At 67.3% G+C, this 26,112-nt stretch carries 24 protein-coding genes; 14 read left to right on the forward strand and 10 right to left on the reverse strand.

The window, feature by feature from the left end; all coding sequences use genetic code 11:
• Positions 1 to 149: 149 nt before the first annotated feature.
• Positions 150 to 1,928 (forward strand): gamma-glutamyltransferase family protein, encoded by a 1,779-nt coding sequence (locus ACU5AP_RS10380; RefSeq protein ID WP_446681211.1) that lies wholly within the window; start codon positions 150 to 152, stop codon positions 1,926 to 1,928.
• Positions 1,929 to 1,943: 15 nt separating this feature from the next.
• On the opposite strand, the gene ACU5AP_RS10385 is transcribed toward ACU5AP_RS10380, so the two are convergent.
• Both ACU5AP_RS10385 and ACU5AP_RS10390 read right to left on the reverse strand, forming a co-directional pair.
• Positions 1,944 to 2,774 (reverse strand): lipid A-modifier LpxR family protein, encoded by an 831-nt coding sequence (locus ACU5AP_RS10385; protein WP_003164010.1) that lies wholly within the window; start codon positions 2,772 to 2,774, stop codon positions 1,944 to 1,946.
• Between the two features lie 186 nt (positions 2,775 to 2,960).
• Positions 2,961 to 4,844: a ribonucleoside-diphosphate reductase subunit alpha gene (locus tag ACU5AP_RS10390; protein ID WP_040344597.1), complete on the reverse strand. Its 1,884-nt coding sequence runs from the start codon at positions 4,842 to 4,844 to the stop codon at positions 2,961 to 2,963.
• 277 nt (positions 4,845 to 5,121) lie between these two features.
• Here ACU5AP_RS10390 and ACU5AP_RS10395 point away from each other — a divergent pair, with 277 nt between their 5' ends.
• Together ACU5AP_RS10395 and ACU5AP_RS10400 are read left to right on the forward strand one after the other, a co-directional pair.
• The gene (locus ACU5AP_RS10395) at positions 5,122 to 5,859 is read left to right on the forward strand and encodes a phosphatase PAP2 family protein (RefSeq protein WP_003164007.1); all 738 of its coding nucleotides are present in this window, start codon (positions 5,122 to 5,124) and stop codon (positions 5,857 to 5,859) included.
• A 124-nt stretch (positions 5,860 to 5,983) separates the two neighbouring features.
• Complete coding sequence (locus tag ACU5AP_RS10400) at positions 5,984 to 7,303, forward strand: acetyl-CoA hydrolase/transferase family protein (RefSeq protein WP_446681212.1); 1,320 nt, start codon at positions 5,984 to 5,986, stop codon at positions 7,301 to 7,303.
• Positions 7,304 to 7,306: 3 nt separating this feature from the next.
• On the opposite strand, the gene ACU5AP_RS10405 is transcribed toward ACU5AP_RS10400, so the two are convergent.
• Complete coding sequence (locus tag ACU5AP_RS10405) at positions 7,307 to 7,963, reverse strand: glutathione S-transferase family protein (RefSeq protein ID WP_128719425.1); 657 nt, start codon at positions 7,961 to 7,963, stop codon at positions 7,307 to 7,309.
• Between the two features lie 149 nt (positions 7,964 to 8,112).
• On the opposite strand from ACU5AP_RS10405, the gene ACU5AP_RS10410 reads away from it, so the two are divergent.
• Positions 8,113 to 9,159, forward strand: coding sequence for a ribonucleotide-diphosphate reductase subunit beta (locus ACU5AP_RS10410; protein ID WP_003164004.1), 1,047 nt, complete (start codon positions 8,113 to 8,115; stop codon positions 9,157 to 9,159).
• A 73-nt stretch (positions 9,160 to 9,232) separates the two neighbouring features.
• On the opposite strand, the gene ACU5AP_RS10415 is transcribed toward ACU5AP_RS10410, so the two are convergent.
• From ACU5AP_RS10415 to ACU5AP_RS10425, 3 genes are all read right to left on the reverse strand, one after another.
• A complete protein-coding gene (locus ACU5AP_RS10415; RefSeq protein ID WP_233126848.1) occupies positions 9,233 to 9,751 on the reverse strand; it encodes a cell wall hydrolase in 519 nt (172 codons plus the stop codon).
• Positions 9,752 to 9,853: 102 nt separating this feature from the next.
• On the reverse strand, positions 9,854 to 11,359 hold the full coding sequence (locus ACU5AP_RS10420) for a sensor histidine kinase (RefSeq protein WP_446681213.1): 1,506 nt from the start codon (positions 11,357 to 11,359) through the stop codon (positions 9,854 to 9,856).
• Entirely contained in the window at positions 11,356 to 12,084 is a 729-nt protein-coding gene (locus ACU5AP_RS10425) for a TVP38/TMEM64 family protein (RefSeq protein ID WP_003164001.1), read from the reverse strand. The genes ACU5AP_RS10420 and ACU5AP_RS10425 overlap by 4 nt, the downstream gene beginning before the upstream one ends.
• 179 nt (positions 12,085 to 12,263) lie before the next feature.
• Between ACU5AP_RS10425 and rpmH the strand changes: the two genes are divergently transcribed.
• The 6 genes from rpmH to ACU5AP_RS10455 all read left to right on the forward strand — a co-directional run bounded on the left by rpmH (position 12,264) and on the right by ACU5AP_RS10455 (position 16,995).
• Complete coding sequence (gene rpmH / locus ACU5AP_RS10430) at positions 12,264 to 12,398, forward strand: 50S ribosomal protein L34 (RefSeq protein ID WP_003164000.1); 135 nt, start codon at positions 12,264 to 12,266, stop codon at positions 12,396 to 12,398.
• A gap of 33 nt (positions 12,399 to 12,431) precedes the next feature.
• Positions 12,432 to 12,860, forward strand: a complete 429-nt coding sequence (rnpA, locus tag ACU5AP_RS10435) for a ribonuclease P protein component (protein ID WP_040344591.1) — start codon at positions 12,432 to 12,434, stop codon at positions 12,858 to 12,860.
• A 5-nt stretch (positions 12,861 to 12,865) separates the two neighbouring features.
• Positions 12,866 to 14,668: a membrane protein insertase YidC gene (gene yidC, locus ACU5AP_RS10440; RefSeq protein WP_396490483.1), complete on the forward strand. Its 1,803-nt coding sequence runs from the start codon at positions 12,866 to 12,868 to the stop codon at positions 14,666 to 14,668.
• A 4-nt stretch (positions 14,669 to 14,672) separates the two neighbouring features.
• Positions 14,673 to 15,341, forward strand: a complete 669-nt coding sequence (yihA, locus tag ACU5AP_RS10445) for a ribosome biogenesis GTP-binding protein YihA/YsxC (RefSeq protein ID WP_003163997.1) — start codon at positions 14,673 to 14,675, stop codon at positions 15,339 to 15,341.
• A gap of 74 nt (positions 15,342 to 15,415) precedes the next feature.
• Positions 15,416 to 15,928 (forward strand): DUF3617 domain-containing protein, encoded by a 513-nt coding sequence (locus ACU5AP_RS10450; RefSeq protein WP_446681214.1) that lies wholly within the window; start codon positions 15,416 to 15,418, stop codon positions 15,926 to 15,928.
• 71 nt (positions 15,929 to 15,999) lie between these two features.
• Complete coding sequence (locus tag ACU5AP_RS10455; protein ID WP_128719428.1) at positions 16,000 to 16,995, forward strand: LLM class flavin-dependent oxidoreductase; 996 nt, start codon at positions 16,000 to 16,002, stop codon at positions 16,993 to 16,995.
• On the opposite strand, the gene ACU5AP_RS10460 is transcribed toward ACU5AP_RS10455, so the two are convergent.
• Genes ACU5AP_RS10460 through ACU5AP_RS10475 form a run of 4 tightly spaced genes read right to left on the reverse strand, consistent with a single transcriptional unit; the run spans position 16,992 to position 20,903 of the window.
• On the reverse strand, positions 16,992 to 17,498 hold the full coding sequence (locus ACU5AP_RS10460) for a hypothetical protein (RefSeq protein WP_128719429.1): 507 nt from the start codon (positions 17,496 to 17,498) through the stop codon (positions 16,992 to 16,994). The genes ACU5AP_RS10455 and ACU5AP_RS10460 overlap by 4 nt on opposite strands.
• Positions 17,499 to 17,503: 5 nt before the next feature.
• The gene (locus ACU5AP_RS10465; RefSeq protein WP_446681215.1) at positions 17,504 to 18,652 is read right to left on the reverse strand and encodes a polysaccharide biosynthesis/export family protein; all 1,149 of its coding nucleotides are present in this window, start codon (positions 18,650 to 18,652) and stop codon (positions 17,504 to 17,506) included.
• A 35-nt stretch (positions 18,653 to 18,687) separates the two neighbouring features.
• Entirely contained in the window at positions 18,688 to 19,953 is a 1,266-nt protein-coding gene (locus ACU5AP_RS10470) for a glycosyltransferase family 4 protein (RefSeq protein WP_446681216.1), read from the reverse strand.
• On the reverse strand, positions 19,953 to 20,903 hold the full coding sequence (locus tag ACU5AP_RS10475) for a KpsF/GutQ family sugar-phosphate isomerase (RefSeq protein WP_446681217.1): 951 nt from the start codon (positions 20,901 to 20,903) through the stop codon (positions 19,953 to 19,955). The genes ACU5AP_RS10470 and ACU5AP_RS10475 overlap by 1 nt, the downstream gene beginning before the upstream one ends.
• Before the next feature lie 221 nt (positions 20,904 to 21,124).
• On the opposite strand from ACU5AP_RS10475, the gene otsB reads away from it, so the two are divergent.
• From otsB to ACU5AP_RS10495, 4 genes are all read left to right on the forward strand, one after another.
• Positions 21,125 to 21,910 (forward strand): trehalose-phosphatase, encoded by a 786-nt coding sequence (gene otsB, locus ACU5AP_RS10480; RefSeq protein WP_446681218.1) that lies wholly within the window; start codon positions 21,125 to 21,127, stop codon positions 21,908 to 21,910.
• A complete protein-coding gene (locus ACU5AP_RS10485; protein ID WP_446681219.1) occupies positions 21,907 to 23,691 on the forward strand; it encodes a glycoside hydrolase family 15 protein in 1,785 nt (594 codons plus the stop codon). The genes otsB and ACU5AP_RS10485 overlap by 4 nt, the downstream gene beginning before the upstream one ends.
• Positions 23,688 to 25,085, forward strand: a complete 1,398-nt coding sequence (locus tag ACU5AP_RS10490; RefSeq protein WP_128719434.1) for an alpha,alpha-trehalose-phosphate synthase (UDP-forming) — start codon at positions 23,688 to 23,690, stop codon at positions 25,083 to 25,085. The genes ACU5AP_RS10485 and ACU5AP_RS10490 overlap by 4 nt, the downstream gene beginning before the upstream one ends.
• Before the next feature lie 255 nt (positions 25,086 to 25,340).
• Positions 25,341 to 26,112, forward strand: a 772-nt coding sequence (locus ACU5AP_RS10495; RefSeq protein ID WP_446681220.1) for an outer membrane protein, incomplete at its 3' end; no start/stop codon positions are given.

The following is a 26,112-nucleotide window of genomic DNA, read 5'->3' on the forward strand; positions in this document are numbered from 1 at the left end:
CCGCCTTGCGGGCAGGGCCGGGTATCTAGCGGGTCGCTTTCGTGCTGGCAAGCAGGTTTTCTCAGAAAATCTTGAGAAAATGCGGGGTTGGCCTTGGAGGCCTGCGGGCCTAGGCATAAAGCCTCCCTGTAACGTCCCGGAGTGCTTGAGTGCGCGCCCTTTCCTTCTCCCATCTGCGCCCTGCGCGCAGGATTTCCTCTCTCGCGGCCGGGACGGCGCTTGCGGCCCTGTTGCTGACGGGATGCGCGACGACGGCGGAAGGGGTTCAGGCCGAGGCGGCGCCGGTTTCGGCTGAAGCGCCTGCGACGGCTCAGGCGTCCGTCGCCAGAGGGCCGTTCGTGTCGGCGGCCAACCCCCTGGCGGTCGAGGCGGGGATGAAGGTGCTGGCCCGAGGCGGTTCGGCCGTGGACGCGGCGGTGGCGATCCAGGCGGTGCTGGGTCTGACCGAGCCGCAGTCCTCGGGTTTGGGCGGCGGCGCCTTCATGATGTTCTATGACGCCGAAAGCGGCGCGATCACCGTCTATGACGGACGCGAGACGGCCCCCGCCTCCGCCACGCCCGAGCTCTTCTATGAGAACGGCAAGCCGCTGGCCTTTGTCGATGCGGTGTTGAGCGGGCGCTCGACCGGGGCGCCGGGCGTGGTGCCCATGCTGGCCCTGGCTCAGCAGCAACACGGCGCCCTGGCCTGGTCCGACCTGTTCGGCGACGCCGAGAAACTGGCGCAGGACGGTTTCGTCGTCAGCCCGCGTCTGGCCGGCATGATCAACGGCGATGCCCCCCAGGCGAAGACGCGCTGGGCGACCGAGTATTTCACCAAGCCGGACGGCGCGCGCTATCAGGCGGGGGAGACCCTGCGCAATCCGGCCTACGCCGAGACGGTGCGCCGCATCGCCCGCGACGGCGCGGCCGCCCTGCAGCAGGGCCCGCTGGCCGAGGCCATCGTCGCGGCGGTCAACGAAGGCCCGCGACCCGGCGCCCTGACGGCAGCCGACATCGCCGGCTATCGCCCTGTGGTGCGCGAGGCCGTGTGCGGTCCCTATAAGATCTACACCATCTGCGTGCCGCCGCCGCCGTCCAGCGGAGCCTCCATCCTGGAGCTGCTGGCCATGGCCGAGCAGACGCCGGACATCGACAAGGGGCCGGACAGCCCCGAGGCCTGGGCCGCCTTCGGCCAACTGCAACGGCTGATGTACGCCGACCGCGACCGCTATTTCGGCGATCCGGCCTTCGTCTCCGTGCCGGTCGCAGGCCTGCTGGACCCGGCCTATGTCGCTGAGCGGGCGGCCCTGGCGCCGGCTCTGCGCGGCGCGGCGCCCTATGGCGTGCCGGCGGGGGCGCCGAACGTCGGCGCGGACGCCACGCGCGAACCGGCGGGCACCTCGCACCTGGTCGTCGTCGATGCGAAGGGCGACGCCGTCAGCATGACCACCACGGTCGAGAGCCTGTTCGGTTCGGGCCGGATGGCGGGCGGCTTCTTCCTGAACAATCAGCTGACCGACTTCTCCATGGTTCCGACGGCGTCGGACGGCACGCCTGCGGCCAACGCCGTGGCGGCGGGCAAGCGGCCGCGCTCGTCCATGTCGCCGGCCCTGATCCTGGATCGCGAAGGACGTCTGATCGGCCTGCTGGGCTCGCCGGGCGGATCGTCCATCCTGGCCTATAACGCCAAGGCCCTGATCAGCGCCCTGGCCTGGGGGCTTCCGCTGCAACAGGCCTTCGACCTGCCGAATCTGGTGGCCAAGGGCGACGGTTTCGGCGCCGATACCGAAGGCTTCCCCAAGGCGGTGCGCGACGGCATGGCGGCGCGGGGCGTCGAGCTGCGGCCCAATACGACCGAGACTTCGGGCCTGCATGGCGGGCTGTGGCGGAACGGGCGCTGGGACGGGGCGGCCGACAGCCGCCGCGAGGGCGTGGCGCGGACGCAGTAAGGGGCGCGAGGCCGCCTAGCGCGGCGGGCGGATCGTCAGTTGGAAGGCCACCAGGCCTTCCGACACATCGGTTCTGATGCCCTGATAGCCGCGCAGGCCCTTGGCTTCGATCTCGCGATAGACGACGCCGAAGGAGCTCTGCACTGAGCCTCGGCGATAGGCCACGCCGATGGAGGCGTCGCCTAGGTAGGTTCCGGCGTCCTGGCTGACCCCGGACCGGGCGAAGTCGCCGTCGCGGGTGCGGGCGAAGTTGTAGCCGACCGCCCGCTTGGACCCGGCCGCGTACAGATACCAGCGCGGCCGCTCGCCGAAGGCCTCGTCGCCGTTGGGGGCCAGGCGGTCCAGATTCTCGCCGATGCGCAGGGTGGCGCCCGCCTCGGCCGAGGGGCCGTCGCTGCCGACGCCGAAGCCGGCGTGGGGCGTCAGCGACACCTCCAGGCCCGAGGCTGTGCGGCCCTTGGCGGCGGTCCAGCCGCGCGTATAGGTGACGTCATAGCTCTCGCCCGAGAAGGCGACGGGGTCGAGGGCGCGCGGCGGCGCGGGCGAGCCGTCGGCGCGGCGCAGTTCCCCGGTCGTGGTGATCCGCAGTCGGTCGGTGAAGCCGTCGCCGGCGAACCAGGCTTCCTGACGCAGTTCGCCCTGATCGGCGCTCAGTCGGGCGACATCGTTGAACTGCACCGGGGCGCCGAAGGCGGCGTCAGGTTCGGCCGTGAAGGGCAGGCGGCTGTCCAGCCGGGCGGCGGCGTCCTCGAACCGGATGGCGTCGCCGCCGCGCGCGGCGATGGGGCCTTCCACAACGGTTTGCGGCATGGCGAAAACGGTCGTCGGGGCGACCGCCGCGATCATCCATCCTGCCCATGCCATCCGACGCATCAACGGTGCCTCCCGATCCGTTAACGCTTCCACTGTGCACGAACGCCGGGGAACCGCAACGGACTCTTTTACGCCACATTCCTTTATGACGAACGAAACCGCCCGGAGAGGGTTCCCCGGGCGGCTCAAAGGCGATGGCGTTGAGTGTGAAGGCTTGCCTTACTGGCAGGCCAGGCACTCGTCATAGTCGGTGCGGGCGATGGAGAAGAGGTCCGGCTGGTTCGGATCGATCTCTTCTTCCTTCTTGTCCTCGGCGCCGGCGAAGGCGGCGCGCTGCACCGACTTGGACCGCAGATAATACAGCGACTTCAGGCCCCGCTCCCACGCCGACCAGTGCAGCATGTGCAGATCCCACTTGTTGACGTCGCCGGGGATGAACAGGTTCAGCGACTGCGCCTGGCAGATGTCGCCGGTGCGGTCGGCGGCCAGTTCGATGACCCAGCGCTGATCCAGTTCGAAGGCGGTCTTATAGATGGCCTTCTCGTCGTCGCTGAGGGCGTCCAGGTGCTGGACCGAGCCTTCGTTCTCGAGGATCGAAGACCAGACAGCCTCGGTGTCGATGCCCTTTTCGCCCAGCAGATCCTGCAGATAGGGGTTCTTGACCGCGAAGGAGCCCGACAGGGTCTTGTGGGTGTAGATGTTGGCCGGGATCGGCTCGATGCCTGCCGACGTACCCCCGCAGATGATCGAGATCGAGGCGGTGGGGGCGATGGCCAGCTTGTGGCTGAACCGCTCCATCACGCCGCGATCGGCGGCGTCGGGGCAGGGGCCCTTTTCCTCGGCCAGGGTGCGGCTGGCCTTGTCGGCCTCGCGGCGCAGGTGCTTGAACAGGCGCATGTTCCAGCTCTTGGCCATGGCCGATTCAAAGGCCACGCCCTGCGACTGCAGGAAGGAGTGGAAGCCCATCAGGCCCAGACCCACCGAACGCTCGCGCTGGGCCGAATAGACGGCGGCGGCCATCGACGACGGGGCGCGGGTGATGAAGTCCTCGAGCACATTGTCGAGGAAGCGCATGATGTCCTCGATGAAGCGCGGCTCTTCGCGCCACTCCAGGAAGGTCTCGGCGTTGACTGACGACAGGCAGCAGACGGCGGTGCGCTCGACGCCCTTATGGTCCAGACCCGTGTGCAGCATGATTTCCGAGCACAGGTTGGACTGCTTGACCGACAGGCCCAGATCCTTCTGGTGCTGCGGCATCTGCCGGTTCACCGTGTCCGAGAAGATCAGATATGGCTCGCCCGTCTGCATCCGGATTTCGAGGATCTTGGTCCACAGGTTGCGGGCGTCGACGGTTTTGCGGACCTCGCCGTTCTTGGGCGAGATCAGGTCGAAGGGCTTGCCGTCGCGGACCGCCTCCATGAAGGCGTCGGTGATGTTGATGCCGTGGTGCAGGTTCAGCGAGCGGCGGTTGAAGTCGCCCGACGGCTTGCGGATCTCAAGGAACTCTTCGATTTCCGGGTGGTGGATGTCCAGATAGACGGCGGCCGAGCCGCGACGCAGCGAGCCCTGCGAAATCGCCAGGGTCAGCGAATCCATCACGCGGATGAAGGGGATGATGCCCGAGGTCTGACCCGCGCCCTTGACCTTCTCGCCGATGGAGCGGACGCCGCCCCAATAGGTGCCGATGCCGCCGCCGTTCGAGGCCAGGGAGACGTTCTCGTTCCAGACGTTCTGGATGCCGTCCAGGCTGTCGTTGACCGAGTTCAGGAAGCAGGAGATCGGCAGGCCGCGATCGGCGCCGCCGTTCGACAGCACCGGCGTCGCCGGCATGAACCACAGCTTTGACATATAGTCATAGACGCGCTGGGCGTGGTCGGCGTCGTCGGCGTAGGCCGTGGCCACGCGGGCGAACATGTCCTGATAGCTTTCGCCCGCCAGCAGGTAGCGGTCTTCCAGCGTCTTCTTGCCGAATTCGGTCAGCAGGGCGTCGCGCGTGCGGTCCAGTTTCAGGCCGTTCACCACCGTCAGCTCCGGCTTGGTCTCGGGCGACGCCGAGGAAACCGTAGAGAATTCCGTCGTCTGCAACGCTTCGCCGCCAGCCATTTTCGTCCCTGTCCTGAACAAATGCGATTAGAAGGCCGTACCGGTTTGAGACACTACATCTAGTGGCTGCTTGCCGGTGTTTGGCTAGATATATGGGTGCATATCCCTAACCGCAGGTAAAGCTCTTGACGGGAGCTTTTCTGACGAATCGGTGGGCGGCTGATCACACCCTGTGGAAATGACTCAGGAAATGCGGGATCACATTTTTCACCGAACCGTCGTCGATTTCTGCGAGGGCTGACAGGGAACACCGCAACAGCTTGGCCGTTAGCGCCCCATGGCCCCGCATCCCACCGCCTTCCTGACCCGCGCCCTGCGCGTCGCCCGCACGGAGATCGCCGCTGTGGCCGCCATGCTGGTGGTCGCCCTGGGGGTGTTGATCTTCATCGAGGTGGCCGACGACATTCAGGAAGCCGACGGCCAGGCCTTTGACCATGCGGTGTTGGCGGCGGTGCGGCCCTTCGCCGATGATCCGGGGCGCCCCTGGGGCCCGTGGTGGCTGCACGAGGCGGCGGCGGATCTGACCTCGCTCGGCGGCATATCGGTGCTGACCCTGTTCGCCGTCATCGCCATCGGCTTCCTGTTGATCATGGGCAAGCGGCTGTCGGCGCTGATGCTGGTCGTCGGCCTGGCGGGTGGGGTGGCCCTGAGCGAAGGCCTGAAAGCCCTGTTCGAGCGCGAACGGCCGCCCGAAATCTATCAGGCGGTGGAGACGCTGAACGCCAGCTTCCCCTCGGGCCACGCCCTGCTGTCGACCGTCTTCTATCTGACGCTGGGGGTCATGCTGACGCGCGCTTTTCCACGCAAGCGGCTGAAGGCCTATGTTCTGGGCTGCGCGGTGGCGATCGCCCTGCTGATCGGGTTGACGCGAATCTATCTGGGCGCGCACTGGGCGTCGGACGTGTTCGCGGGGTGGAGCGTGGGCGCCGCCTGGTCGATGGCTCTGTGGCTGATCGCCTACGCCGCCGAGCGGCGCCAGCGCCTGCACGACGCGCCCCTGCAGGACGCGCCCTAGACGTATGGTTTCTTAGACCAAGGTCTAGCGCCGCGAAGGCGCGCGGCTGTCGGATAAAGGCGATCAGAAGCCGTCGCCACGCAAGCGACGGACGCCCTCAAGGACGACGCTTCAGGAGTTTCCCATGACCGATTTCGCCGCCCTCTACGCCGAACGCCTGACGACGCCTCAGGCGGCGGCCGCCCTGATCCCGTCGGGCGCCAAGGTCGCCATGGCCCTGGGCGTCGGCCAGCCGCCCGCCCTGCTGAAGGCCCTGGCTGATCGGGCCCAGGCGCGGCAGGTGGGGGACGTCAACCTCTACTACCTGCTGTCCACCGCCATCGCGGGCGAGACGGTGATGCGCTTCGAACTGACTGACCGCATCCGCCCACACAGCCTGTTCCACGGCGCTATCGAGCGGAAGCTGGAAGCGCGCGGGATCGAAGAGGGCCGTCGCGCCGTCTGGTTCGTGCCGACCGGCTTTCAGCAGACGCCGCGCGTGCTGACGCGCGAGATCGGCGTCGACACCCTGCTGGCGACGGTCTCGCCGATGGACGCCGAGGGCTATTTCAGCCTGGGGACCAACACCGACTACGCCCTGGCTGTCTCCAAGAGCGCCGAACGGGTGATCCTGGAGGTCAATCCGCACATGCCGCGCGTGTTCGGCGATTGCCGCGTCCATGTCTCGCAGGTCGCGGCCCTGGTCGAGCATTCGGCCCCCTTGCTGGAGGCGGGCAAGGCGCCGCAGCAGCCGCAGGATCTGGCCATCGGGGCCTTGATCGCCGGCATGGTCGAGGACGGCTCGACGCTGCAGATGGGCATCGGCGCCCTGCCGGACGCGGTGTGCGCGGCGCTGCATGACCATCGCGACCTCGGCATCCACACCGAGATGCTGACGCCGGGCCTAGTCGAACTGATGAAGGCGGGCGTCGTCACCAATGCGCGCAAGACCCTGCACCCCGGCAAGACGGTCTTCACCTTCTCGATGGGGAACCGCTCGACCTATGAGTTCCTGCACGAGAACCCGGCCTTCGAGGCCCGCCCTGTCGACTATGTGAACGACCCGGCGGTCATCGCCCGCAATACGAAGATGATCTCGGTCAACGCGACCTTGCAGATCGACCTGTTCGGCGCCTGCTGCTCGGAATACCTGAACGGGCGGCAGTACACGGCGTCGGGCGGCCAGTTGGACTTCGTGCGCGGCGCGGCGGCGTCCGAGGGCGGAAAGTCGATCATCGCCTGCCACTCCACGGCGGCCAAGGGGACGGCCTCGCGCATCGTGGCGCGTCTGGACGGCCCGGCGACCACCCCGCGCAACGACATCCACTACGTCGTCACCGAGCATGGGGCGGCCAATCTGAAGGGGCTGACCGACGACGCCCGCGCCCGCGCCCTGATCAGCCTGGCCGCGCCCGAATTCCGCGAGGGGCTGGAGCGTGAGGCGAAGGCGATGGGCCTGCTCTAGGCCCTAACCCTTCCAGCCCTCGTCGAACGGGAACCGCTCGGCCCAGAAGGATTGAAGCTCAGGCAGGGCGTCCACGCGGCGGACGACCTCGGCCATCCCGGGCGCTTCGGCGTAAAAGCGGCGACGCCGAGGCGTCCAGCGGCTGGCGACGGCGACATAGAGGTCCAGCACCGTCATCTCTTCGCCGAGCAGGAAGCGGCCGGGCGTGATCTGGGCGTCCATCATCCGCCAGCAGTCGGCGATGCGTTCGATGGTGCGGCGCTGGATTTCAGCCTGGGCCTGCGGATCGTCGCCGGCCAGGCGAGACGGCTCGTCCCGCACCCAGAACATCGAATAGACGGCGGCGGGGATGAAGCTCATCCAGCGCAGGAACTGCGCCCGGCGCGGATCGTCCAGCGCGGGCGACAGCCGGGCCTGCGGGTGGGAATCGGCCAGCCAGATCAGGATGGCGGCGCTTTCGGTGATGACCTCGCCGCCCGGCGTGACCAGGGCCGGAATCTGCCGCATCGGATTGACGGACGCCACCTTGCGCCGTTCGGCTTCTCCCTCCCACGTCGGGGCCTCGATGACGCGATAGTCCTGCCCGATCAGCCGCAGCGTCGCCTCGACCGGGACCGAGCCGGACCCGGGGGCGCCGTAGAGCGTGAAAACCATCCCCATCTTCCTCCCCAATTTCCTGTCACGGAAACACCATATCTAGCGGTCGGTTGAAAAGTGATCGCTAGATGTGCGCATCTTCCCTTGTCCCCGCGCGCCTGCGGACGCATGGTGAAACGCACTTCTTCCGGATTCGCCCCAGGTCTTCTTCGATGAACGCTCCCGCCACGATCATTCGTCCCGGCACGCCCGGTCTGCTGACCCCCTCGGCCGCCTACAAGCCCTTCCGCTATCCGTGGGCCTTCGACATGTGGAAGAAGCAGCAGCAGGTCCACTGGATGCCCGAGGAAGTCCCGATGGGCGAGGACGTCAAGGACTGGGCCGCCAATCTGAACGACGGCGAGCGTAACCTGCTGACCCAGATCTTCCGCTTCTTCACCCAGGCGGACATCGAGGTGCAGGACAACTACATGGAGCGCTACGGCCGGGTGTTCAAACCGACCGAAGTGAAGATGATGCTGGCCGCCTTCGCCAATATGGAGACCATCCATATCGCGGCCTACGCCCTGCTGCTCGAGACCATCGGCATGCCCGAGAGCGAGTTCGGCGCCTTCATGGAATACGAGGCCATGAAGGACAAGCACGACTACATGGGCCAGTTCGGGGTCGACAGCGACGCCGACATCTGCCGGACCCTGGCCATGTTCGGCGGCTTCTCGGAAGGGCTGCAGCTGTTCGCCAGCTTCGCCATGCTGATGAACTTCCCGCGCCAGTCCAAGATGAAGGGCATGGGACAGATCGTGTCCTGGTCGGTGCGCGACGAGAGCCTGCACTGCGAAGGCATCATCAAGCTCTACCACGCCTTCAACAAGGAGACGGGCGCCGTCACCAAGGCCGTGGCCGACGACATCGTCGACTGCTGCAAGACGGTGATCGAGATGGAGGACAAGTTCATCGACCTGGCCTTCGAAATGGGCCCGGTGAACGGCATGACGCCGGACGACATCAAGGCCTACATCCGCTTCATCGCCGACTGGCGCCTGCGTCAGCTGCACCTGCCGGAAGTCTACGGCGTGACCGAGAATCCGCTGCCGTGGCTGCAGGCCCTGCTGTCGGGCGTCGAGCACGCCAACTTCTTCGAGGCGCGCGCCACCGAATACTCCAAGGCCGCCACGCAGGGCGCCTGGCACGGCGCCGACGGCGTCTGGGACAGCTTCGACAACATGATGAAGCGCCGCACGGAATCCGTCGGGGCCTGATCCGGCCTGATCTCAAGCGAGAAAAAGGGCGCTCCGACGCGAGGTCGGCGGCGCCCTTTCCTTGTCTGAAGCCTCAGTTCGGCGTCTTGCGGCCCGCGTTGCAGCGCGCGGTGTCGCCGCGCTGACAGGCGGCGGCGGTGGCGCGCCAGTCGGCCATGTCGCGCTCATAGCGGGCCTGGGCCTCGTCGGCGGCGCGAAGATCCGCCTCATGCCGTTCGCGATCGGCGCGCGCCTGCGCCTCCGTCTGCTCCACTTCGGCCTGCCAGCGTCGCTGGGCCTCGGCCTGGGCGGCCTGATTGGCGCGGTCTTCGTTCTCGGCCAGGTCGTTCTGGGCCACGATCTCGGCGTTCAGGGCCTGGGTTTGGCGCAGCTCGTCGGGATCCTGGGCCGAATCCGGCGCGCGATGATAACGCTCGCCCTTGGACAGCAGCATTTCGGCCACGGGATCTTTCGGCGCCGGTTGCGGGCGGCTCTGGCTCTGGCCCTGAGCGTAGGCGGAGCCGGCCGCCAGCGAGAAGGCCAGGGTCGTGGTCAGCATGAGCGCCGCCAGGGGACGGGCGGGGCGGGTTTGCGAGGACGGGGGGCGGGTCATGGAGCGCTCCTGGCGGGAGGAATACGAAGGACCGCAAGCTTGGCGCTTTCGGCGTTCAAAGGAAACAACGTCCGGGACGGCGTAAGGCTGCCGTCCGGCGCCCTAGAGCGGCAACAGAAGCTCAAAACGCGTGCCCTGCGGTCCGGTGTCCAGCAGCGTCAGGGCGCCGCCGTGGTTGGCCGCCAGCTCGCGTGAAATGGTCAGGCCCAGGCCCGTGCCGTCGGCCCCGCCGCCGCTGACGAAGGGCTCGAACAGGCGGTCGGCCAGGCGCGGCGGAATGCCGGGGCCGTCGTCGCGCACGGTGACGGCGGCCATGCCGCCGCGGGTCTCGGCGCTGACGGTGATGGCGCCCTTGCCGCTCTTGTCCTTGCTCTGGGGCGCGGTCTCGATGGCCTGGCGGGCGTTGCGCATCAGATTGACCAGGATGCGGTGAAGCTGGTCCGGGTCGGCGTTGACGGTGAAGCGGGCGGGCAGGTCGCGCACCAGCCGCACGCCATCCGGCTCCAGCCCCGCGTCCTCGGCGGCGGCGGCCACCGCGCGGGCCAGCAGCATCTTCTGAAGCTGGGGCGCCGGCTCCTCGGTCTTGCCGTAGGCCAGGACGTTGCGCGCCAGGGTCGAGGCTCGGTCCAGCGCCCGCTCCAGACGGGGCAGGGCGGTCGCCACCAGGGGGTCGGACGAGGTCGACAGCCGCTCGGACGCCATCTGGGCCGAGGTCAGCATGTTGCGCAGGTCGTGATTGATCTTGGCCACCGCCTCGCCCAGCGCCGCCAGGCGGGCGCGCGAGCGCAGGGACTGGCGCACCTCCTCCTGCATCCGGGCCAGTTCGCGTTCGACCCGGCCGATCTCGTCCTGACGATCCGAGGGCGTTTCGGCCGGGCTTTCCGGATTGGCGGCGAAGCGTTCGATCGAGCGGGTGACGCGGCGCAGGGGCTGCAGCACCAGCATCGACAGGGAGGCGTAGAGCAGGCCGCCCGCCACCGCCGCGATCAGCAGCGACATCATCAGGCTGTTGACCAGAAAGCCCTCCAGCTCCTTCTTCAGCGGCTGGGCCGGGGCCAGGATCTCGACCAGATCGCCCGAGCGATACCGCGGCGCCGCCTGCACCCGCAGCGAACGATCGGGGTGGCCGAACAGGGTCTTCCACGGGTCCAGCAGCCGCGCCCCGACGTTGCGCTGGCGCAGGTCGATCAGTTCGGGCGCGCGCGGCAGGTTGGGGGCTTGCAGCAGCAGTCGCCGCACCCCCTGTTCGCCGATGACGACCGACTGCACCCCGCCGATGCTCAGCAGCTGTTCGGCGGTGGAGTCCTCGACAGCGGAATAGGGCAGGGCTTCGACCCCGACCGAGGCCAGTTCAGCCGCCTGCAGCCGGTCCATCAGCCACCGCTCCTGGAAGGAGGCGGCGCTGGGCACGATGATCAGGGCGGCGACCGCCAGGGTGAAGGCGACGGTCAGCAGCAGCAGGCGGCTGGACAGGCCGTCGGGCGCGCGGGGCTGCAGCCGTTGGCGCAGGACGCGCCATGGGGCGGGTGATGTCGCAGGCGGTCTGGCCGTCGTCGCCGGGGCCAGGGGCGTTTGAAGCTCCGTCGGAAGGGCCTCGCGTTCCGTCATGACGCCTCCATGCGGGGGCGCGCACGCAGCTTCTGGGCCAGCTTGAGCAGCAGGGGCAGCAGCATGGACAGGAAGGCGACTCCCATCAGAGGCCAGAAGAATTCCGCGAACAGGCTCCGAATGTCAGGATTCGGGTCCGTGATCAGAACGTCGTGCAGGCTGTCGCCGATCCAGCAATAGATGGTGTGGGCGGGCAGAAGGCCGATGAAGGTGGCGACGACATAGGGCCGCAGCGGCGCCGCCATCACGCCCGCCGCCACATTGATCATGTGGAAGGGCACGGTGACCACCAGCCGCGCGACCAGCACATACCAGAAGGTGTTCTTGTCCACCCCGGCGCAGACCTTGTTCAACAGGCCCGTATCGGCGGCGGCGCGGCGGCGCAGGGAATCGCCCAAGGCGGTGCGCCCCACATAATAGACGGCCAGGGCGCCGACGGTGGCGGCGAAGGCGGTGGCGACGCCGCCGACCCACGGCCCGAACAGATAGCCCGCCGTCACGGTGATGAAGACCACGCCGGGCACCACGCTGGCCGTCAGCAGGCTGAAGATCAGCATCAGGGCGCCCAGCATCAGCAGGTAGCGCTGGGCGGTCAGGGCCTCCAGCGCCGTTCCGTGCTCACGCAGGGTGTCCAGCGACAGATAGCGATTCCAGCCCATGCCGAAGATCACGGCGACGGCGACCAACAGCACGGCCAGGGGCAGAAATCTTTTGACCCGGTTCAAACCGCGCTCCGTCCTCTTTCTTCTGTATCCCTAGCGGATTTCGCGCTGTCGCGCGCGCTTGTCGACTGCACGGAAAAGCGGCTGTGGCGTTGACTCCCGTCCTGTCGCCGCTTATACGCCCGCCTCTCTCGCGGCTGACGCTTGTGTCTGTCGCCAACCCCAGTAACCCGGAGCCGACCGTGAAGCGGACCTATCAGCCGTCGCGACTCGTGCGCAAGCGCCGTCACGGCTTCCGTTCTCGGATGGCCACCAAGAACGGTCAAAAGATTGTCGCGCGTCGCCGCGCCAAAGGCCGCAAGCGCCTGACGGCCTGACGTCACGCGCCCATTACCCTTCAGGGCGGGCGCATGACCGATCTGATGAAAATCGATCGCCTGTTGAGGCGGCCCCAGTTTCTGGCGGCCGCCAAAGGCGTTTCTCAGGCTCGCGGCGCCGTGGTGGTCCAGCAACTGGATCGCGCCGACGGCGACCCGACGGTGCGCCTGGGATTCACCGCCACCCGCAAGATCGGCGGCGCCGTCGTGCGCAACCGCGCCAAGCGCCGTCTACGCGAAGCTGCGCGCCTGCTGACGCCCCTGCACGGGCGGGCGGGATGCGATTATGTGTTCATCGCCCGCATGGGCACGGCGGACCGCGACTGGGACCGCTTGCTTGACGATGTGAAATCGGCCCTTACAAGGCTCGCAACCCCGCGCACGGCTTCCGATATGGGAGACCGGGCCGTTTCGACCGCCCGCGCCGCCCCCGACCCGCGCCCCGCCGACCAGGACCGCTGATCCCGATGCAGAACGAGAACTCGCGCAACACCATCATCTTTTTCGTGTGCGCGGCCCTGATCATGGGCGTCTACTACTTCATGGTGATGCGCCCGCAGGCCGAGAGCCGCCGCCAGGCGCAGATCGTCGCCGCCGAACAGCAGAAGGCGCGCGAGGCTTCGGCCGACGCCGGCCTGACGCCGTCGGGCGCCGCGCCGGGCGTCTTCATCAAGGATCGCGCCCAGGCCCTGGGCACGGTCGCGCGCGTGCCGATCCAGACCCCGACCCTGAAGGGCTCGCTGTCGCTGCAGGGCGCGCGCATCGACGACCTGTATCTGACCCGCTACCGCGAGACGCTGGACAAGAATTCCCCGCCGGTCGAGCTGTTCCGTCCGCAGGGCATGGAGCACGCCTATTTCGCCCAGTTCGGCTGGAGCGGCCCGAACGTCGCCGGCGGCGTGCCCGGCCCCAACACCGTCTGGCGCCTGACCAAGGGCTCGACCCTGACGCCGACCACTCCGGTCGAACTGACCTGGGACAATGGTTCGGGCCTGCGCTTCACGCGCGTCGTCTCGATCGACGACCAGTACATGTTCACGGTCAAGGACACGGTCGCCAACCTGGGAACCCAGGCCATCGCCATCGCTCCCTACGGCCGCGTCGAGCGCCAGGGCGTTCCGGTCGATCTGGGCAAGCAGATGATCCTGCATGAAGGCGCCATCGGCACCTTCGGCGAGGGCGACAGCTATTCGACCGAACAGGTCAAGTACAAGGACTGGGCCAAGAAGCCGCGCATCGAGAACCAATCGACCGGCGGCTGGTTGGGCATCACCGACAAATACTGGCTGGCGGCCCTGATCCCCACCCAGGACGAGACCATCGAGGGCCGTTTCTCGGTGCGCGACGCCCAGGGGATGAACATCCACGAAGCCGCCATGCTGGGCGCCACCCATACCATCCAGCCGGGCCGCCAGATCGAGGAGACCCAGCGTCTGTTCGCCGGGGCCAAGCGCGCCGAGGTGCTGAAGGCCTATGAGCAGTCGCTGAACCTGCCGCGTTTCGTCTACGCCATCGACTGGGGCATGTTCTGGTTCCTGACGCGCCCGATCTTCACCGTGGTGGAGTTCTTCTACGGCGTCCTGGGCAACTTCGGCCTGGCCATCCTGGCCCTGACGGTGGTGGTCAAGCTGATCCTCTTCCCGCTGGCCAACAAGTCCTACGAGAGCCTCTCGAAGATGCGGAACCTCCAGCCCAAGATGGAGGAGATCAAGAAGAAGCACGGCTCCGAACCGCAGAAGCAGCAGCAGGAGATGATGGCCCTGTATCAGCGGGAGAAGATCAATCCGCTGGCGGGCTGTCTGCCGATGGTGGTGCAGATCCCGGTCTTCTACGCCCTGTACAAGGTGCTGTTCGTGACCATCGAAATGCGTCACGCGCCCTTCTTCGGCTGGATCCGCGACCTGTCGGCGCGCGACCCTTCGACGATCTGGAACCTGTTCGGCGCCATTCCATGGGATCCGGCGACCCTGCCCATCCTGGGCGGCATCCTGAACGGCCCGCTGCACCTGGGCGTGCTGCCCCTGGTCTATGGCTTCACCATGTGGCTGCAGATGGCGATGAACCCGCCGGCGCAGGATCCGATGCAGCGTCAGATCTTCGCCCTGATGCCGATCGTCTTCACCTTCATCATGGCGCCGTTCGCAGCCGGCCTGCTGATCTACTGGGCGTGGAACAACGTGCTGTCGATCATCCAGCAGTATGTGATCATGCATCGCTTCAAGGCCGAGAACCCGATCGACGCCTTCCTCGCCCGCTTCAAGAAGGCCTGATCGGTTGGACGCGTCTGACGAGCCCAAGGTCGGGGAATATTCCGACGCCGAGATCGAGGCGGCGCGCGTCCTGTTCGCGCGCCAGGCCAGCTTCGTCCTGGGCTGCGCCAAGATCGAGCAGCTGCCGACCCCGGACCTGCCCGAGATCGCCTTCGCCGGCCGCTCCAATGTGGGCAAGTCCAGTCTGATCAACGGCCTGGTCGGCATGCACAAGCTGGCCAGGGCCTCGAACGAGCCGGGCCGCACGCGCGAGGTCAACTTCTTCGATCTGGACGGGCGGATGCGTCTGGTCGATCTGCCCGGCTACGGCTGGGCCAAGGCGTCCAAGACCACGGTCAAGAAGTTCCAGGATCTGGGCCGCGACTATCTGCGCGGCCGGGTGACGTTGAAGCGCGTCTATCTGCTGATCGACAGCCGCCACGGCCTGAAGAAGGTCGACGACGAGGCGTTGGACGCACTGGACCTGTCGGCCGTCTCCTATCAGATCGTCCTGACCAAGGCCGACAAGCTGAAGAAGGGCGAGGCCGAAAAGGTCCAGGCGGCGACGCTGAAGGCCATCTCCAAGCGCCCGGCCGCCTATCCCCACGTCGCCGTCACCTCGTCGGAAAAGGGCTTCGGCCTGCCCGAGCTGCGCGCCGAGATCATGCGCACCACGGGCGTCGTCCTCGACTGAATCTCACATCCGCGTGAACCGTTAAGCCAGACCGGCGTTGTCCCCCTCGGTTCTTAACGAGAGGGGAGCGCTCCATGCGTTCAGCGATCATCGGCGGCGTCGCCGTCGCTTGCCTGCTGGGTCTGTCGGCCTGCGGAAACAACAACAACAAGGCCGAAACTCCGGCCGCTGACGGGGCTGAGACCGCTTCGACGGCCGCCGCGCCGGCGACGCTCGATGCGCCCAAGCCGGGCCTGTGGCGCGTGTCCACCGCCATGGAAGGCATGCCGGGCGGCGCCGCCGTCCCGCCGCAGGAAGTCTGCATCAAGGAAGCCAAGCTGGAGGCTCCGGCCAACACCCAGCAGCCGGGCGCCGATTGCACCACCCAGCCCTTCGCGCGTCAGGGGGACGCCATGGTCGCTACGTCGACCTGCACCCTGCCGGGCAATATGAAGGCCGACTCCACCATCCGCGTGACCGGCGACTTCAACAGCCGCTACGTCACCGAGGTCACCACCAAGATGGACCCGGCGCCGACGCCGCAGATGGCCCAGACCAAGGTCACCATGACCGCCGAGCGCATCGGCGACTGCCCCGCCGGTCAGTAAGCGCCCGCCCATAGACGATTGATCGTCACGGCCGGCATGGCGTCGCTGAAAAGCGGCCCCATATCGGTCGGATGATCCCTCTGTCCATTCTCGACCTCGCCCCCGTGCCGGAAGGCTCCGACGTGGGGCAGGCGCTCGCCAACACCATCGATCTGGCCCGCCACGCCGAACGGCTGGGCTACAATCGCTACTGGTTAGCCGAGCATCACAACATGCCGGGCATCGCCAGCGCCGCGACCTCGGTCGTCATCGGCGCGGTGGCGGCGGCGACGAAGACCATCCGCGTCGGCGCCGGCGGGGTCATGCTGCCCAATCACGCCCCCCTGGTCATCGCCGAACAGTTCGGCACCCTGAACGCGCTTCATCCCGGCCGGATCGACCTGGGCCTCGGCCGCGCGCCTGGCTCGGATCAGGCGACGGCGCGAGCTCTACGCCGCACGCTTCAGGGCGACCACGACGCCTTCCCTCAGGACGTGATGGAGCTGATGCAGTGGTTCGCGCCCGCGACGCCGGATCAGCGGATTATCGCCAACCCGGGCGAGGGTCAGGCCGTGCCGATCTGGATCCTCGGCTCCTCGACCTACGGCGCCCAGCTGGCGGCGCACCTGGGGCTGCCCTATGCCTTCGCCAGTCATTTTGCGCCGGGCGAGATGATGCGGGCCCTCGACATCTATCGCCAGACCTTCCGTCCGTCCCAGTACCTGGAAAAGCCCTACGTCATGCTGGGCTACAACGCCTTCGTGGCCGAGACTGATGAGGCGGCGCGCCTGCTGTTCACCTCGGTCCAGCAGGCCTTCGTCAACCTGAGAACCGGCCGCCCCGGCAAGCTGCCGCCGCCGGTCGAGGGCTATTATGAACGGCTGGACGGCGCGGCGCGCGGCATGATCGACGCCGCCCTGGCCTGTTCGGCGGTGGGCGCGCCTGCGACGGCTAAGGCCGCCCTCGACGCCTTCATCGCCCAGACCGGGGCGGACGAGCTGATGCTGACCAGCCAGATCTGGGATCCAGCCGCCCGTCTGCGCTCCCTCGAACTGCTCGCCGCGGCGACCGGGCTGGCGTCCGCCTAGCGGCTGCTGGCGGGCGGTTCGAACAGCAGGGGAGAAGCGGCGCTTTCGGCGCCCAGGCGACGCCAGGCGGCGCCCAGGCGGATGGCGTCGGCCAGATCCTGCGGCGTTATGGGTTCGGCGTCGGTCAGTCTCTGGCGCAGGCCGCGACAAGCCGCCAGCACGGCGGAGGCATGTCGTATCTCAGGGATCGTAGAGCGTGCGCCTATGCCGTCCAGCGAGGCGAAGCGCCAGCCTTCTTCGGGCGGCGCAGCCTGGATCATCGCCCATTTCTCGGCAGGGGTGAGTTGATCGCCCAGTTTCTCCCAGCCGCCGTTCTCACCCTGTCGACGGTACTGACCCGGCTGGGCGGGTAGGCCATGACGGCCATAGACGTCGCACGCGGCCGCCTCTATGGCGGCGACTTCTGCAAGCAGGCTGTCTACGCCGTCCGACAAGGCGTCAGAAGGAACGACAGCCTGCTCGCCGCCTCGGTCGTCGCGACGGCGTCCGAAGCGGCTCAACATCGCCTTTAGTTCAGGCTCAGGTTGCCGGTGACCGAGACGTCATAGACGACGCGGGTGATGCTCTGGACCACTTCGAAGAATTTGCGCATCTCAGCCGCGCCTGCACGCGGCGTGTAGATGAGATCGTCCGACTGCATCTGGAAATTGCTGGCGATGAAGAAGCCTTCACCCTCGTTCAGGTTCAGGCGATAGACCACCGGCACCCCGCGCGAGGTGACGGGCTGCTGGATGCCCAGGGCCTGGGCCACCTCCGGCCGCTCGAAACGGAAAACCAGAACCGAACGGGCATTGGCGATGTTGGAATCCAGGCCGCCGACGCCGCTGAGCGCCTCGGCCAGGGTCAGCGGGCCGGGCGGCAGTTCGCTGCGCGCCACGGCGTTGAAGGCGCCGAAGGAGCTGAAGCGGCGAGGCTTGTAGACCAGGTTGACCTGATCGCCCCGCTGCAGGCGCACGTTCTCGTTGAACTCGGTGGTGACGATCGACATCGGGGCCGTATAGACCTTGCCGTTGCGCTGGATGCGCACGTCGATGTCGTGCAGCGAACGCGAAGGGCCGCCGGCGGCCGCGATGACGTCGAGGATGCGGTCGCTGTTGGCGGATAGGGGCTGGCGTCCGGGGCTGCGCACGTCCCCAAGCACGGTGACGGCGTTGGAAGCGTTGCCCGCGATGGTGACGATCACCTGAGGATTGGCGACCTTGCCGATCAGGGCGCGGCGCACGGCCGCCGAGGCTTGTGATGGAGTCAGGCCTTGCACGGGCACTTCGCCGGCGAAGGGGATTGGGACGGCGCCGTTTCGGTTGACCATCAGCGGCGGCAGGGTCTGGTTGCCGCTGCTGGCGACGTCGCGTGACGAGCTGCCGCCGAACAGGCTGCCGCCCGGTTCGAAGATGCTGACGGCAAGGGTGTCGCCGACGCCGATCACATCCGTAGGCGCTTCGCTGGAGGCGAGCGCCAAGCTCGAGAAGGACGGCGGAGGCGCCGCCTTCAGCCGTTCGCTCAGCGCGAAGTTCAGATCGACGAGCGCGTAGTCGCCCGCCCGCTCCGGGGTGGACGAGCCTTGAACCACGTTGCGGCCGGACGGCCCGTCGCGCGGCAGGGTCGAGCACCCGGCCAGAAGGGCGACGATGAGCAGGCTGGCGGCGGTTCTGGACATAGGACCTCGGTTCAGTTCCATCAGATGCTTACCCTTCAGGCGGCTGCGCCGCCAGAGGCGGACAGCACCCGTTGCTGGACGACATCGAAATGCTGCTCCCAGTTGGGCGGAGAATAGGGCGGCGCGACCGGCGAATTGCGGGTCCAGTCCTCAAGCGCGGCCAACCATCCCAGGCCGTCCAGCGGATCGATTAGGCGGGCGTGCGGAACCAGTTCGCGGTGGGCGGCGATGTCGGAGGCGATAAGGGGCACGCCCATGGCGCTGGCCTCGACGGCGGGCAGGTCGAAGCCTTCCACCGATGAGGGCGCGACCATGGCGCGTGCGCCCCGCATCAGAGCCGAAAGGGCGCAGTCAGGCAGGTTTTCGGCCTGGTGCACGAGGCCGCGCAGATTGGGCGAGCGTTGCAGGTGGTCAAGCACGGCCTCGTTTTCCCAGCCGTATCGGCCGACTAGGACCAGGCGCGGCGTGTCGGTGCCCATGGTTTCTTGCAACCGGCGCCAGACGGTCAGCAGGAAGGCCAGGTTCTTTCGCGCCTCGATCGTGCCGACGTGCAGGAAATACGGGCGAGCGGGTGCAATCGTCGTGCGGCTGTCGAAGGTGCGCTCCAGCCCCAGATGCGCGACTTCGATCGGCGGGGCGGCGATGTTCGACTGGTCCGCGAAGCCTTTCAGTTCGTCGGCGGTGTACTGGGAATTGACGATGATCCGCGAAGCGTGGCGGAGCACGTTGGTCATCCGTCGCACATGCTTCAAGCCGTCGCCGGGGCGGCAGAACTCGGGATGGGTTACGGGGATCAGGTCGTGGACCATGATGATCCGCTCAATACCGCCGCCGGCCAGGGACGTAAGGATGTCGGGCGTATTCAGGCTCGTATGCCCGACATTTATATAGGCTCGCGCCGATGGAGGTGCGGCGATGCGGCGCGACCTGAAGTACTGCTTCCAGATCCGCTTCGGCTTGGTCTTGGACGGCGCTTTTTCTTCGGGAGCGGGCCCTATGACAGAGGCTCCGTCGTCCGGCGAGCGCAGGGCGTCGAACAGCTTACGGGCTTCGGGGCCCAGTTCTGTCACGGCGCCGGGGCCCGTCCAGCGGGTGCGCAGTTCGGCGAGGCGTTCGCGGAACCAGTCGCTGTCGACGCGCGCCAGCTGATCCTTTCGCGCCCGTACGGGCGTCATCCGATAGGTCGGGTGCTCGATCAGCCATTCGGCATAGGCCAGGCAGACCCGGTCTACCCCGGTCGGGGCGCTGCGTTCGGTACGGCTGAGCAGCCGGCTGGCGTCGAAGAGCACGTCCTCGATCATCAGGAGACGTAGCCCGCCTGCATCAGCTCGGCGATGTGGATGATGGCGACCGGGCGGCGATCCTCCAACACGAACAGATTGCTGATCTTGTTGGCGGACAGCAGGTCGACGACGTCGCTCATGCGCGCCTCGGGATCGACCGTGATGGGGCTGCGGCTCATGATGTCTTCCGCCCGGACGGCGCTGACGTCGCGGGTGAGGGCGCGGCGCAGGTCGCCGTCGGTGATCATGCCGGCCAGGGCCCCGTCGGCGGCCAGGACGGCGACCGCCCCCTTGCGCCCTTCGGTGATCGCCGAGACGACGGCGCTGAAGTCGGCGTCCAGGGGCACGCTGGCCGGAGCGGCGGCGTTGTCACCCATCCACTCGCGTACGGTCTGCAGGCTCATGCCCAGGGCGCCGCCGGGATGGTGCAGGCCGAAATCTTCCCGCGTGAAGCCGCGTCGGTCCATCAGCACCATGGCCAGGGCGTCGCCCATGGCCAGGGACATCAGCGTCGAGGTCGTCGGCGCCAGGCCGTTGGGGCAGGCCTCGGCCACCTTGGGCATGGTCAGGCAGACGGCGGAATGACGGCCCAGGAAGCTTTGCGGACGCTGGGTGACGCCGATCACCGGAATGTCGTTGCGCGCGCAGAAGATCAGCGGGTCGCGCAGTTCGCGGCTCTCGCCTGAGTTGGACAACGCCAACAGGGTGGTGTCGGGGCGCAGCATCCCCAGGTCGCCGTGACTCATCTCGGCCGGGTGGACGAAGAAGGAGTTGGTGCCTGTCGAGGCCAGGGTGGCGGCGATCTTGCCGCCGATGTGGCCCGACTTGCCCATGCCCGTCACCACGACATAGCCGGGCCGCGACAGGATGATGTCCGCCGCCCGTGCGATCGAGGAATCCAGCGAACGTTCCAGCGCTTCCAGAGCTTCTATGTTCAGACGCACGACTTCGCGCGCTCGATCAGACATGGCCGCGAGTTGTTCAGGAGAGGAAGGAACGGAAAAAGCAGTCATGACGGCTCCAGGCGCCGGGGCCGCTTCTGCGGCTCTTCGTAGCGCAGTGGCAAATGCCTCATTCGAGAGTTCGGCACAATGGCGTCGCAGCGGGTGAATGAACGATGAATAGCGACAACCATTATGGTCGTCATGCGTTGCCATATGTTCCACGCACAGAAAGAACCTTGAAACGCATGTCTTTAGCACAGGGGTTTGCGCGCCCCGCACTGCCTGCGCCGCCGATCCGTCTGAACGGAGCGGCGCTTTTCCTTGACCTGGACGGGGTTCTGGCCCCGTTGGCGCCGACTCCGGACGCCGTAGCGCCGGAGCCGCGCCGCACCCGCACCGTCGCGCGACTGACCCACGCCCTGGGCGGTCGGGTCGCGGTGGTCAGCGGCCGCACCCTGGCCGAGATCGACCGTATCGTCGACGGGGCGGCGCGCGCAGCCTCGGGCGTGCATGGACTGGAGCGCCGCCGCGCAGACGGCGTGCTGAGCGCCCGCGACCCTGCGCCTTCGGTGAAGGCGGCGCTGGCCGCCTTCCACGACTTCGCCGAGGCGCGCCCCGGCGTGCTGGTCGAGGACAAGGGTCTTTCGGCGGGCTTGCACTTCCGTCAGGCGCCGAGCCAGGCCGAGGCGGCCCTGGCCCTGGCGACCGCCCTGGCGGACGAAACCGGCCTGGCGCTTCAGCCGGGGTCGATGGTGCTGGAGCTCAAGACGCCCGGCGCCGACAAGGGCACGGCCGTCGCCGCCTTCATGGCCGAGGCGCCCTTCGCCGGCGCCACGCCTGTCATGGTCGGCGACGACCTGACCGACGAGGCGGGGTTCCGGGCGGCGGAAGCGCTAGGGGGCTTCGGCGTCCTGGTCGGGCCGGAGCGGCCGACGGCGGCGCGCTATCGGCTCGAAGACGTGGCGGCGGTGCTCGATTGGCTCGGCGCTCTGGCCGCAGGGGCCGCAGAGGAGAAGGAGGCGCGCGCATGACCCCCAACCTGGATCTGGCCCCCATCGGCAATTGTTCGGTCAGCGCCTTGGTCGATCGGCAGGGGCGGTTCGTCTGGGCCTGCGCGCCGCGCATCGACGGCGATCCCGTCTTTTCGGCCCTGATGGACGGGGCCTCGCCCGAGCACGGCTTCTGGGCTGTGGAGCTGGAGGGGCAGGTCGCGGTCGAACAGGCCTATGTCCGCAACACCGCCGTCCTGCGCACCGTGCTGACGGCGGCGGACGGCGGGGCGGTCGAGATACTGGATTTCTGTCCGCGGCATCTGAAGCACTCGCGCATCTATCGGCCGATCGCCTTTGCGCGCGTGATCCGGCCTCTGTCGGGCGCGCCGCGCGTCACCATGCGTCTGCGCCCGTCGACCGACTGGGGCGCGCGGGCGGCTGAGCGCACCTCGGGCTCCAACCACATCCGCTATCTGTGCAGGGATGTGACTTTACGCCTGACCACCAACTGCCCGGTCAGCCACGTGTTGAACGAACGCGCCTTCCGCCTGGAGGAGGAAATGGCCTTCTTCCTCGGCCCGGACGAGGGCTATGATCAGTCGGTGCTGGCGGGCGTCACCGCCGCCCTGGACCTGACCATCGCTCACTGGAAGCATTGGACCCGCACCCTCTATCTGCCGCTGGACTGGCAGGAGGCGGTGATCCGCGCCGCCATCACGCTGAAGCTTTGCGTCTATGAAGAGACTGGCGCCATCGTCGCCGCCATGACGACCTCCGTGCCGGAGTTTCCGGAGAGCGGACGCAACTGGGACTATCGCTACTGCTGGATCCGCGACGCCTACTATACGGTGCGGGCGCTGAACCGTCTGGGCGCGGTGGACATCCTCGAGAGCTATCTCGGCTATCTGCGCAACCTGGTCGACGCCTCGGCGGGCGGTCATGTTCAGCCGGTCTATGGCGTGGGTCTGGAGCCCGCCATCGTCGAGCACATCGTCGATAGCGTCGAAGGCTATCGCGGCATGAAGCCGGTGCGTGTCGGCAATCAGGCGCACGAGCACCTTCAGCATGACGTCTATGGCCAGATCGTCCTGCCGCTGGTGCAGGCCTTCTTCGATCACCGGCTGTTGCGTCCCGGTACGATTGAGGATTTTCGCGCGTTGGAGAAGGTCGGCGATCGCGCCTTCGCCATGCACGACCAGGTCGACGCAGGTCTGTGGGAATTCCGCACTATCGCGCGGGTGCACACCTATTCCTCGGTCATGTGCTGGGCGGCCTGCGATCGTCTGGCCAAGGCGGCGCATCATCTGGGTCTGGACGATCGCTGCGAGTTGTGGCGTGAGCGTGCGCGCATCATCCGCGAGCGCATCGAGGCCGAGGCCTATCTGCCGGACGAGGGCCGCTTCGCCGCCAGCTTCGGCGGGACGGAGCTGGACGCCTCCCTGCTGCAGATGACGGACCTGGGCTTTCTCGACGCCCATGACCCGCGTCAGGTGAAGACCTTCGAGGCGGTCGAGCGCGATCTGAAGCGCGGCCCCTATCTGTTCCGCTACATCCACCCCGACGACTTCGGCGAGCCGGAGACCGCCTTCAACTTCTGCACCTTCTGGTACATTGAGGCGCTGGCCCTGAACGGTCGGGTCGAAGAGGCGCGCGTCATCTTCGAGGAGATGCTCAGCCGCCGCACCCATGCGGGCCTGCTCAGCGAGGACATCGCGATCCAGGACGGCGAACTGTGGGGCAACTACCCCCAGACCTATTCGCTGGTGGGCATCATCAACTGCGCGGTCCTGCTCAGTCGTTCGTGGACGGATGCGCGATGAGCCGCCTGATCGTTGTCTCCAACCGCGTTTCAGCGCCCAAGGATCCGGCGGCGGGCTCGGCCGGCGGTCTGGCCATGGCTCTGTCGGCGGCGCTGCGCAAATATGAGGGTCTATGGTTCGGCTGGTCCGGCGAGACGGTCGAGCATTTCACCGGCGAGTTGAATATCGAGGACCGCGCGGGCGTCGCCGTCGCTACCGTCGATCTGGAGCCGCAGGACGTCGACGAATACTACAACGGCTACGCCAACAAGACGCTGTGGCCGCTGTTCCATCATCGTATCGACCTGACCGCCTATGAGCGGTCCTACGGTGAAGGCTATGAACGCACCAACCGCCGTTTCGCCGAAGTGCTTCAGCCTCTGCTCCAGCCCGACGACGTCATCTGGATCCACGACTACCACATGATTCCCATGGCGCGGGATCTGCGGCGGCTGGGGGTGAAGAACCGCATCGGCTTCTTCCTGCACACGCCCTGGCCGGCGCGTCAGCTGCTGGTGACGTTGCCGCATCACCGGCGGCTGGTGGAATCCATGTTCGATTTCGACCTGCTGGGCTTCCAGACGCGCGAGTGGCTGGGCCTGTTCCAGCGTTATGTCGAGGTCGAGGCGGGAGGCAAGGTGCGGGCTGACGGCCGGGTCGAGGCCTTCGGCCGCAGCGTTCAGACGGGGGCTTTCCCCATCGGCATCGATGTGGACGGCTTCCTGGCGGCGCGCGACTCGCCGCTGGGGCGACGGACCTATGATCGGATGTCGGCTTCGGCGGCCTTCCGTTCCATGATCGTCGGCGTAGACCGGCTGGATTACTCCAAGGGGCTGGAGCAGCGCCTGCTCGGCTATGAACAGTTTCTGGAGGACAATCCCGAACTGCGCGGCGAAGTTTTCCTTTTGCAGGTCACGCCGATTTCGCGGGACGAGGTGGATACGTATCAGGATATGCGTGTGCGCCTGGAAGCCTTGGCTGGGCGGGTCAACGGCGCCTACGCCGACATGGACTGGCAGCCGATCCGCTATCTGAACCGCACCTTCCGCCGCGACCAGCTGGCGGGGATCTATCGCGCGGCCAAGGCGGGGCTGGTGACGCCCCTGCGCGACGGCATGAATCTGGTGGCCAAGGAGTATGTGGCGGCGCAGGATCCTGAAGACCCCGGCGTCCTCATCCTGTCGCGCTTCGCAGGCTCCGCCGAACAGATGGGGGAGGCGCTTCTGGTCAATCCTTTCAGCCGCGAGGAGCTGTCCGAGGCGATCCAGAAGGCCCTGACCATGCCGCGGGAGGAACGGATACGGAAATGGAAGGCCCTGATGAAGGTCGTGCGCGACACTGACGTCGCCCGCTGGCGCGACGACTATGTTCAGGCGCTGATGGCGGCGTCGCAGTCGAAAGAAGGGTCGCAGTAGGCTCTCTTGCTAGCGGTCGTCGCCATGATCGCCGCTTGGATGAAAGGGCCGGTTCATCGACCATTCATCCTTGCTGACACAGTGAAGCCGTATTGCCCCGGTGCGGGGCGGCAACCCGATTTATGTTGAAATGGCGCCACAGTGGACACATTCAACACTCAAATGGGGAACCGCTGCACTGCAATATCGTTCGGCTTTCGAGCGCCTTCGCGGTATCGCATGGGCTTTCGGATCAACTAAGAGTGTGAGGACACCATGAAGCTGAAACTTCTGGCCAGTGTCGCTGCTGCGGGGCTGTTCGCAGCCGGCGCTGCATCGGCTGAGCCCGATGGCTGGTACGGCGCGATCGACGCCGGCTACCACATCATCGACGACATCAACACGGAAGCGTCGGCGACCGGCCACAACTGGAACTGGGAAGTCAACGACGGCTGGGCGGCGTTCGCTCGCCTCGGCTATCGTTTCAACCCGAACTGGCGCATGGAGCTCGAAGGCGGCTACCGCTCGGGCGACATCGGCAAGGTGCGCGCTGTCTCGGGCCCGAACGGCCTGTGCAACTCGACGCCGGCCACCGGCGCCTGCCACTCGCCGGAAGGCGACATCGAGTCCATGTCGCTGATGGCGAACGTCCTGTACGACTTCGGCTCGCCGGACTGGACCATCCGCCCGTTCGTCGGCCTGGGCGCCGGCTTCAACCGCGTCAGCACCGACGCCGTCGGCCGTCTGCGCCAGAACCCGGGCGTCACCTTCACCGCTGACGACAGCTCGACCCGTTTCGCCGCTCAGGCGATCGCCGGTCTGGCTTGGGCCGTGGGCGACCGCGCCAACATTGATCTGACCTATCGCTATCTGACCGGCGATATGCGTTTCGACACCACGCAGTCGGCTGCTCCGGCCTTCGGCACCCTGGAAGGCGACTACGACCAGTCGCACACCGTGACGCTGGGCCTGCGCTATGCGTTCGGCGCCGAGCCGGCTGCTCCCCCGCCGCCGCCGCCCCCGCCGCCGCCGCCCCCGCCGCCTCCCC

The organism is Brevundimonas sp. RM1, assembly GCF_052907225.1.

What these genes read in the sequence shown, in the direction of transcription:
- ACU5AP_RS10385 (WP_003164010.1), bottom strand. Translation starts at nt 2,774, where the DNA reads ATGATCGCGGCGGTCGCCCCGACGACCGTTTTCGCCATGCCGCAAACC.
- ACU5AP_RS10390 (WP_040344597.1), bottom strand. Translation starts at nt 4,844, where the DNA reads ATGGCTGGCGGCGAAGCGTTGCAGACGACGGAATTCTCTACGGTTTCC.
- ACU5AP_RS10395 (WP_003164007.1), top strand. Translation starts at nt 5,122, where the DNA reads ATGGCCCCGCATCCCACCGCCTTCCTGACCCGCGCCCTGCGCGTCGCC.
- ACU5AP_RS10400 (WP_446681212.1), top strand. Translation starts at nt 5,984, where the DNA reads ATGACCGATTTCGCCGCCCTCTACGCCGAACGCCTGACGACGCCTCAG.
- ACU5AP_RS10405 (WP_128719425.1), bottom strand. Translation starts at nt 7,963, where the DNA reads ATGGGGATGGTTTTCACGCTCTACGGCGCCCCCGGGTCCGGCTCGGTC.
- ACU5AP_RS10410 (WP_003164004.1), top strand. Translation starts at nt 8,113, where the DNA reads ATGAACGCTCCCGCCACGATCATTCGTCCCGGCACGCCCGGTCTGCTG.
- ACU5AP_RS10415 (WP_233126848.1), bottom strand. Translation starts at nt 9,751, where the DNA reads ATGACCCGCCCCCCGTCCTCGCAAACCCGCCCCGCCCGTCCCCTGGCG.
- ACU5AP_RS10420 (WP_446681213.1), bottom strand. Translation starts at nt 11,359, where the DNA reads ATGACGGAACGCGAGGCCCTTCCGACGGAGCTTCAAACGCCCCTGGCC.
- rnpA (WP_040344591.1), top strand. Translation starts at nt 12,432, where the DNA reads ATGACCGATCTGATGAAAATCGATCGCCTGTTGAGGCGGCCCCAGTTT.
- yidC (WP_396490483.1), top strand. Translation starts at nt 12,866, where the DNA reads ATGCAGAACGAGAACTCGCGCAACACCATCATCTTTTTCGTGTGCGCG.
- ACU5AP_RS10450 (WP_446681214.1), top strand. Translation starts at nt 15,416, where the DNA reads ATGCGTTCAGCGATCATCGGCGGCGTCGCCGTCGCTTGCCTGCTGGGT.
- ACU5AP_RS10455 (WP_128719428.1), top strand. Translation starts at nt 16,000, where the DNA reads ATGATCCCTCTGTCCATTCTCGACCTCGCCCCCGTGCCGGAAGGCTCC.
- ACU5AP_RS10460 (WP_128719429.1), bottom strand. Translation starts at nt 17,498, where the DNA reads ATGTTGAGCCGCTTCGGACGCCGTCGCGACGACCGAGGCGGCGAGCAG.
- ACU5AP_RS10465 (WP_446681215.1), bottom strand. Translation starts at nt 18,652, where the DNA reads ATGTCCAGAACCGCCGCCAGCCTGCTCATCGTCGCCCTTCTGGCCGGG.
- ACU5AP_RS10470 (WP_446681216.1), bottom strand. Translation starts at nt 19,953, where the DNA reads ATGATCGAGGACGTGCTCTTCGACGCCAGCCGGCTGCTCAGCCGTACC.
- ACU5AP_RS10475 (WP_446681217.1), bottom strand. Translation starts at nt 20,903, where the DNA reads ATGTCTGATCGAGCGCGCGAAGTCGTGCGTCTGAACATAGAAGCTCTG.
- otsB (WP_446681218.1), top strand. Translation starts at nt 21,125, where the DNA reads ATGTCTTTAGCACAGGGGTTTGCGCGCCCCGCACTGCCTGCGCCGCCG.
- ACU5AP_RS10485 (WP_446681219.1), top strand. Translation starts at nt 21,907, where the DNA reads ATGACCCCCAACCTGGATCTGGCCCCCATCGGCAATTGTTCGGTCAGC.
- ACU5AP_RS10490 (WP_128719434.1), top strand. Translation starts at nt 23,688, where the DNA reads ATGAGCCGCCTGATCGTTGTCTCCAACCGCGTTTCAGCGCCCAAGGAT.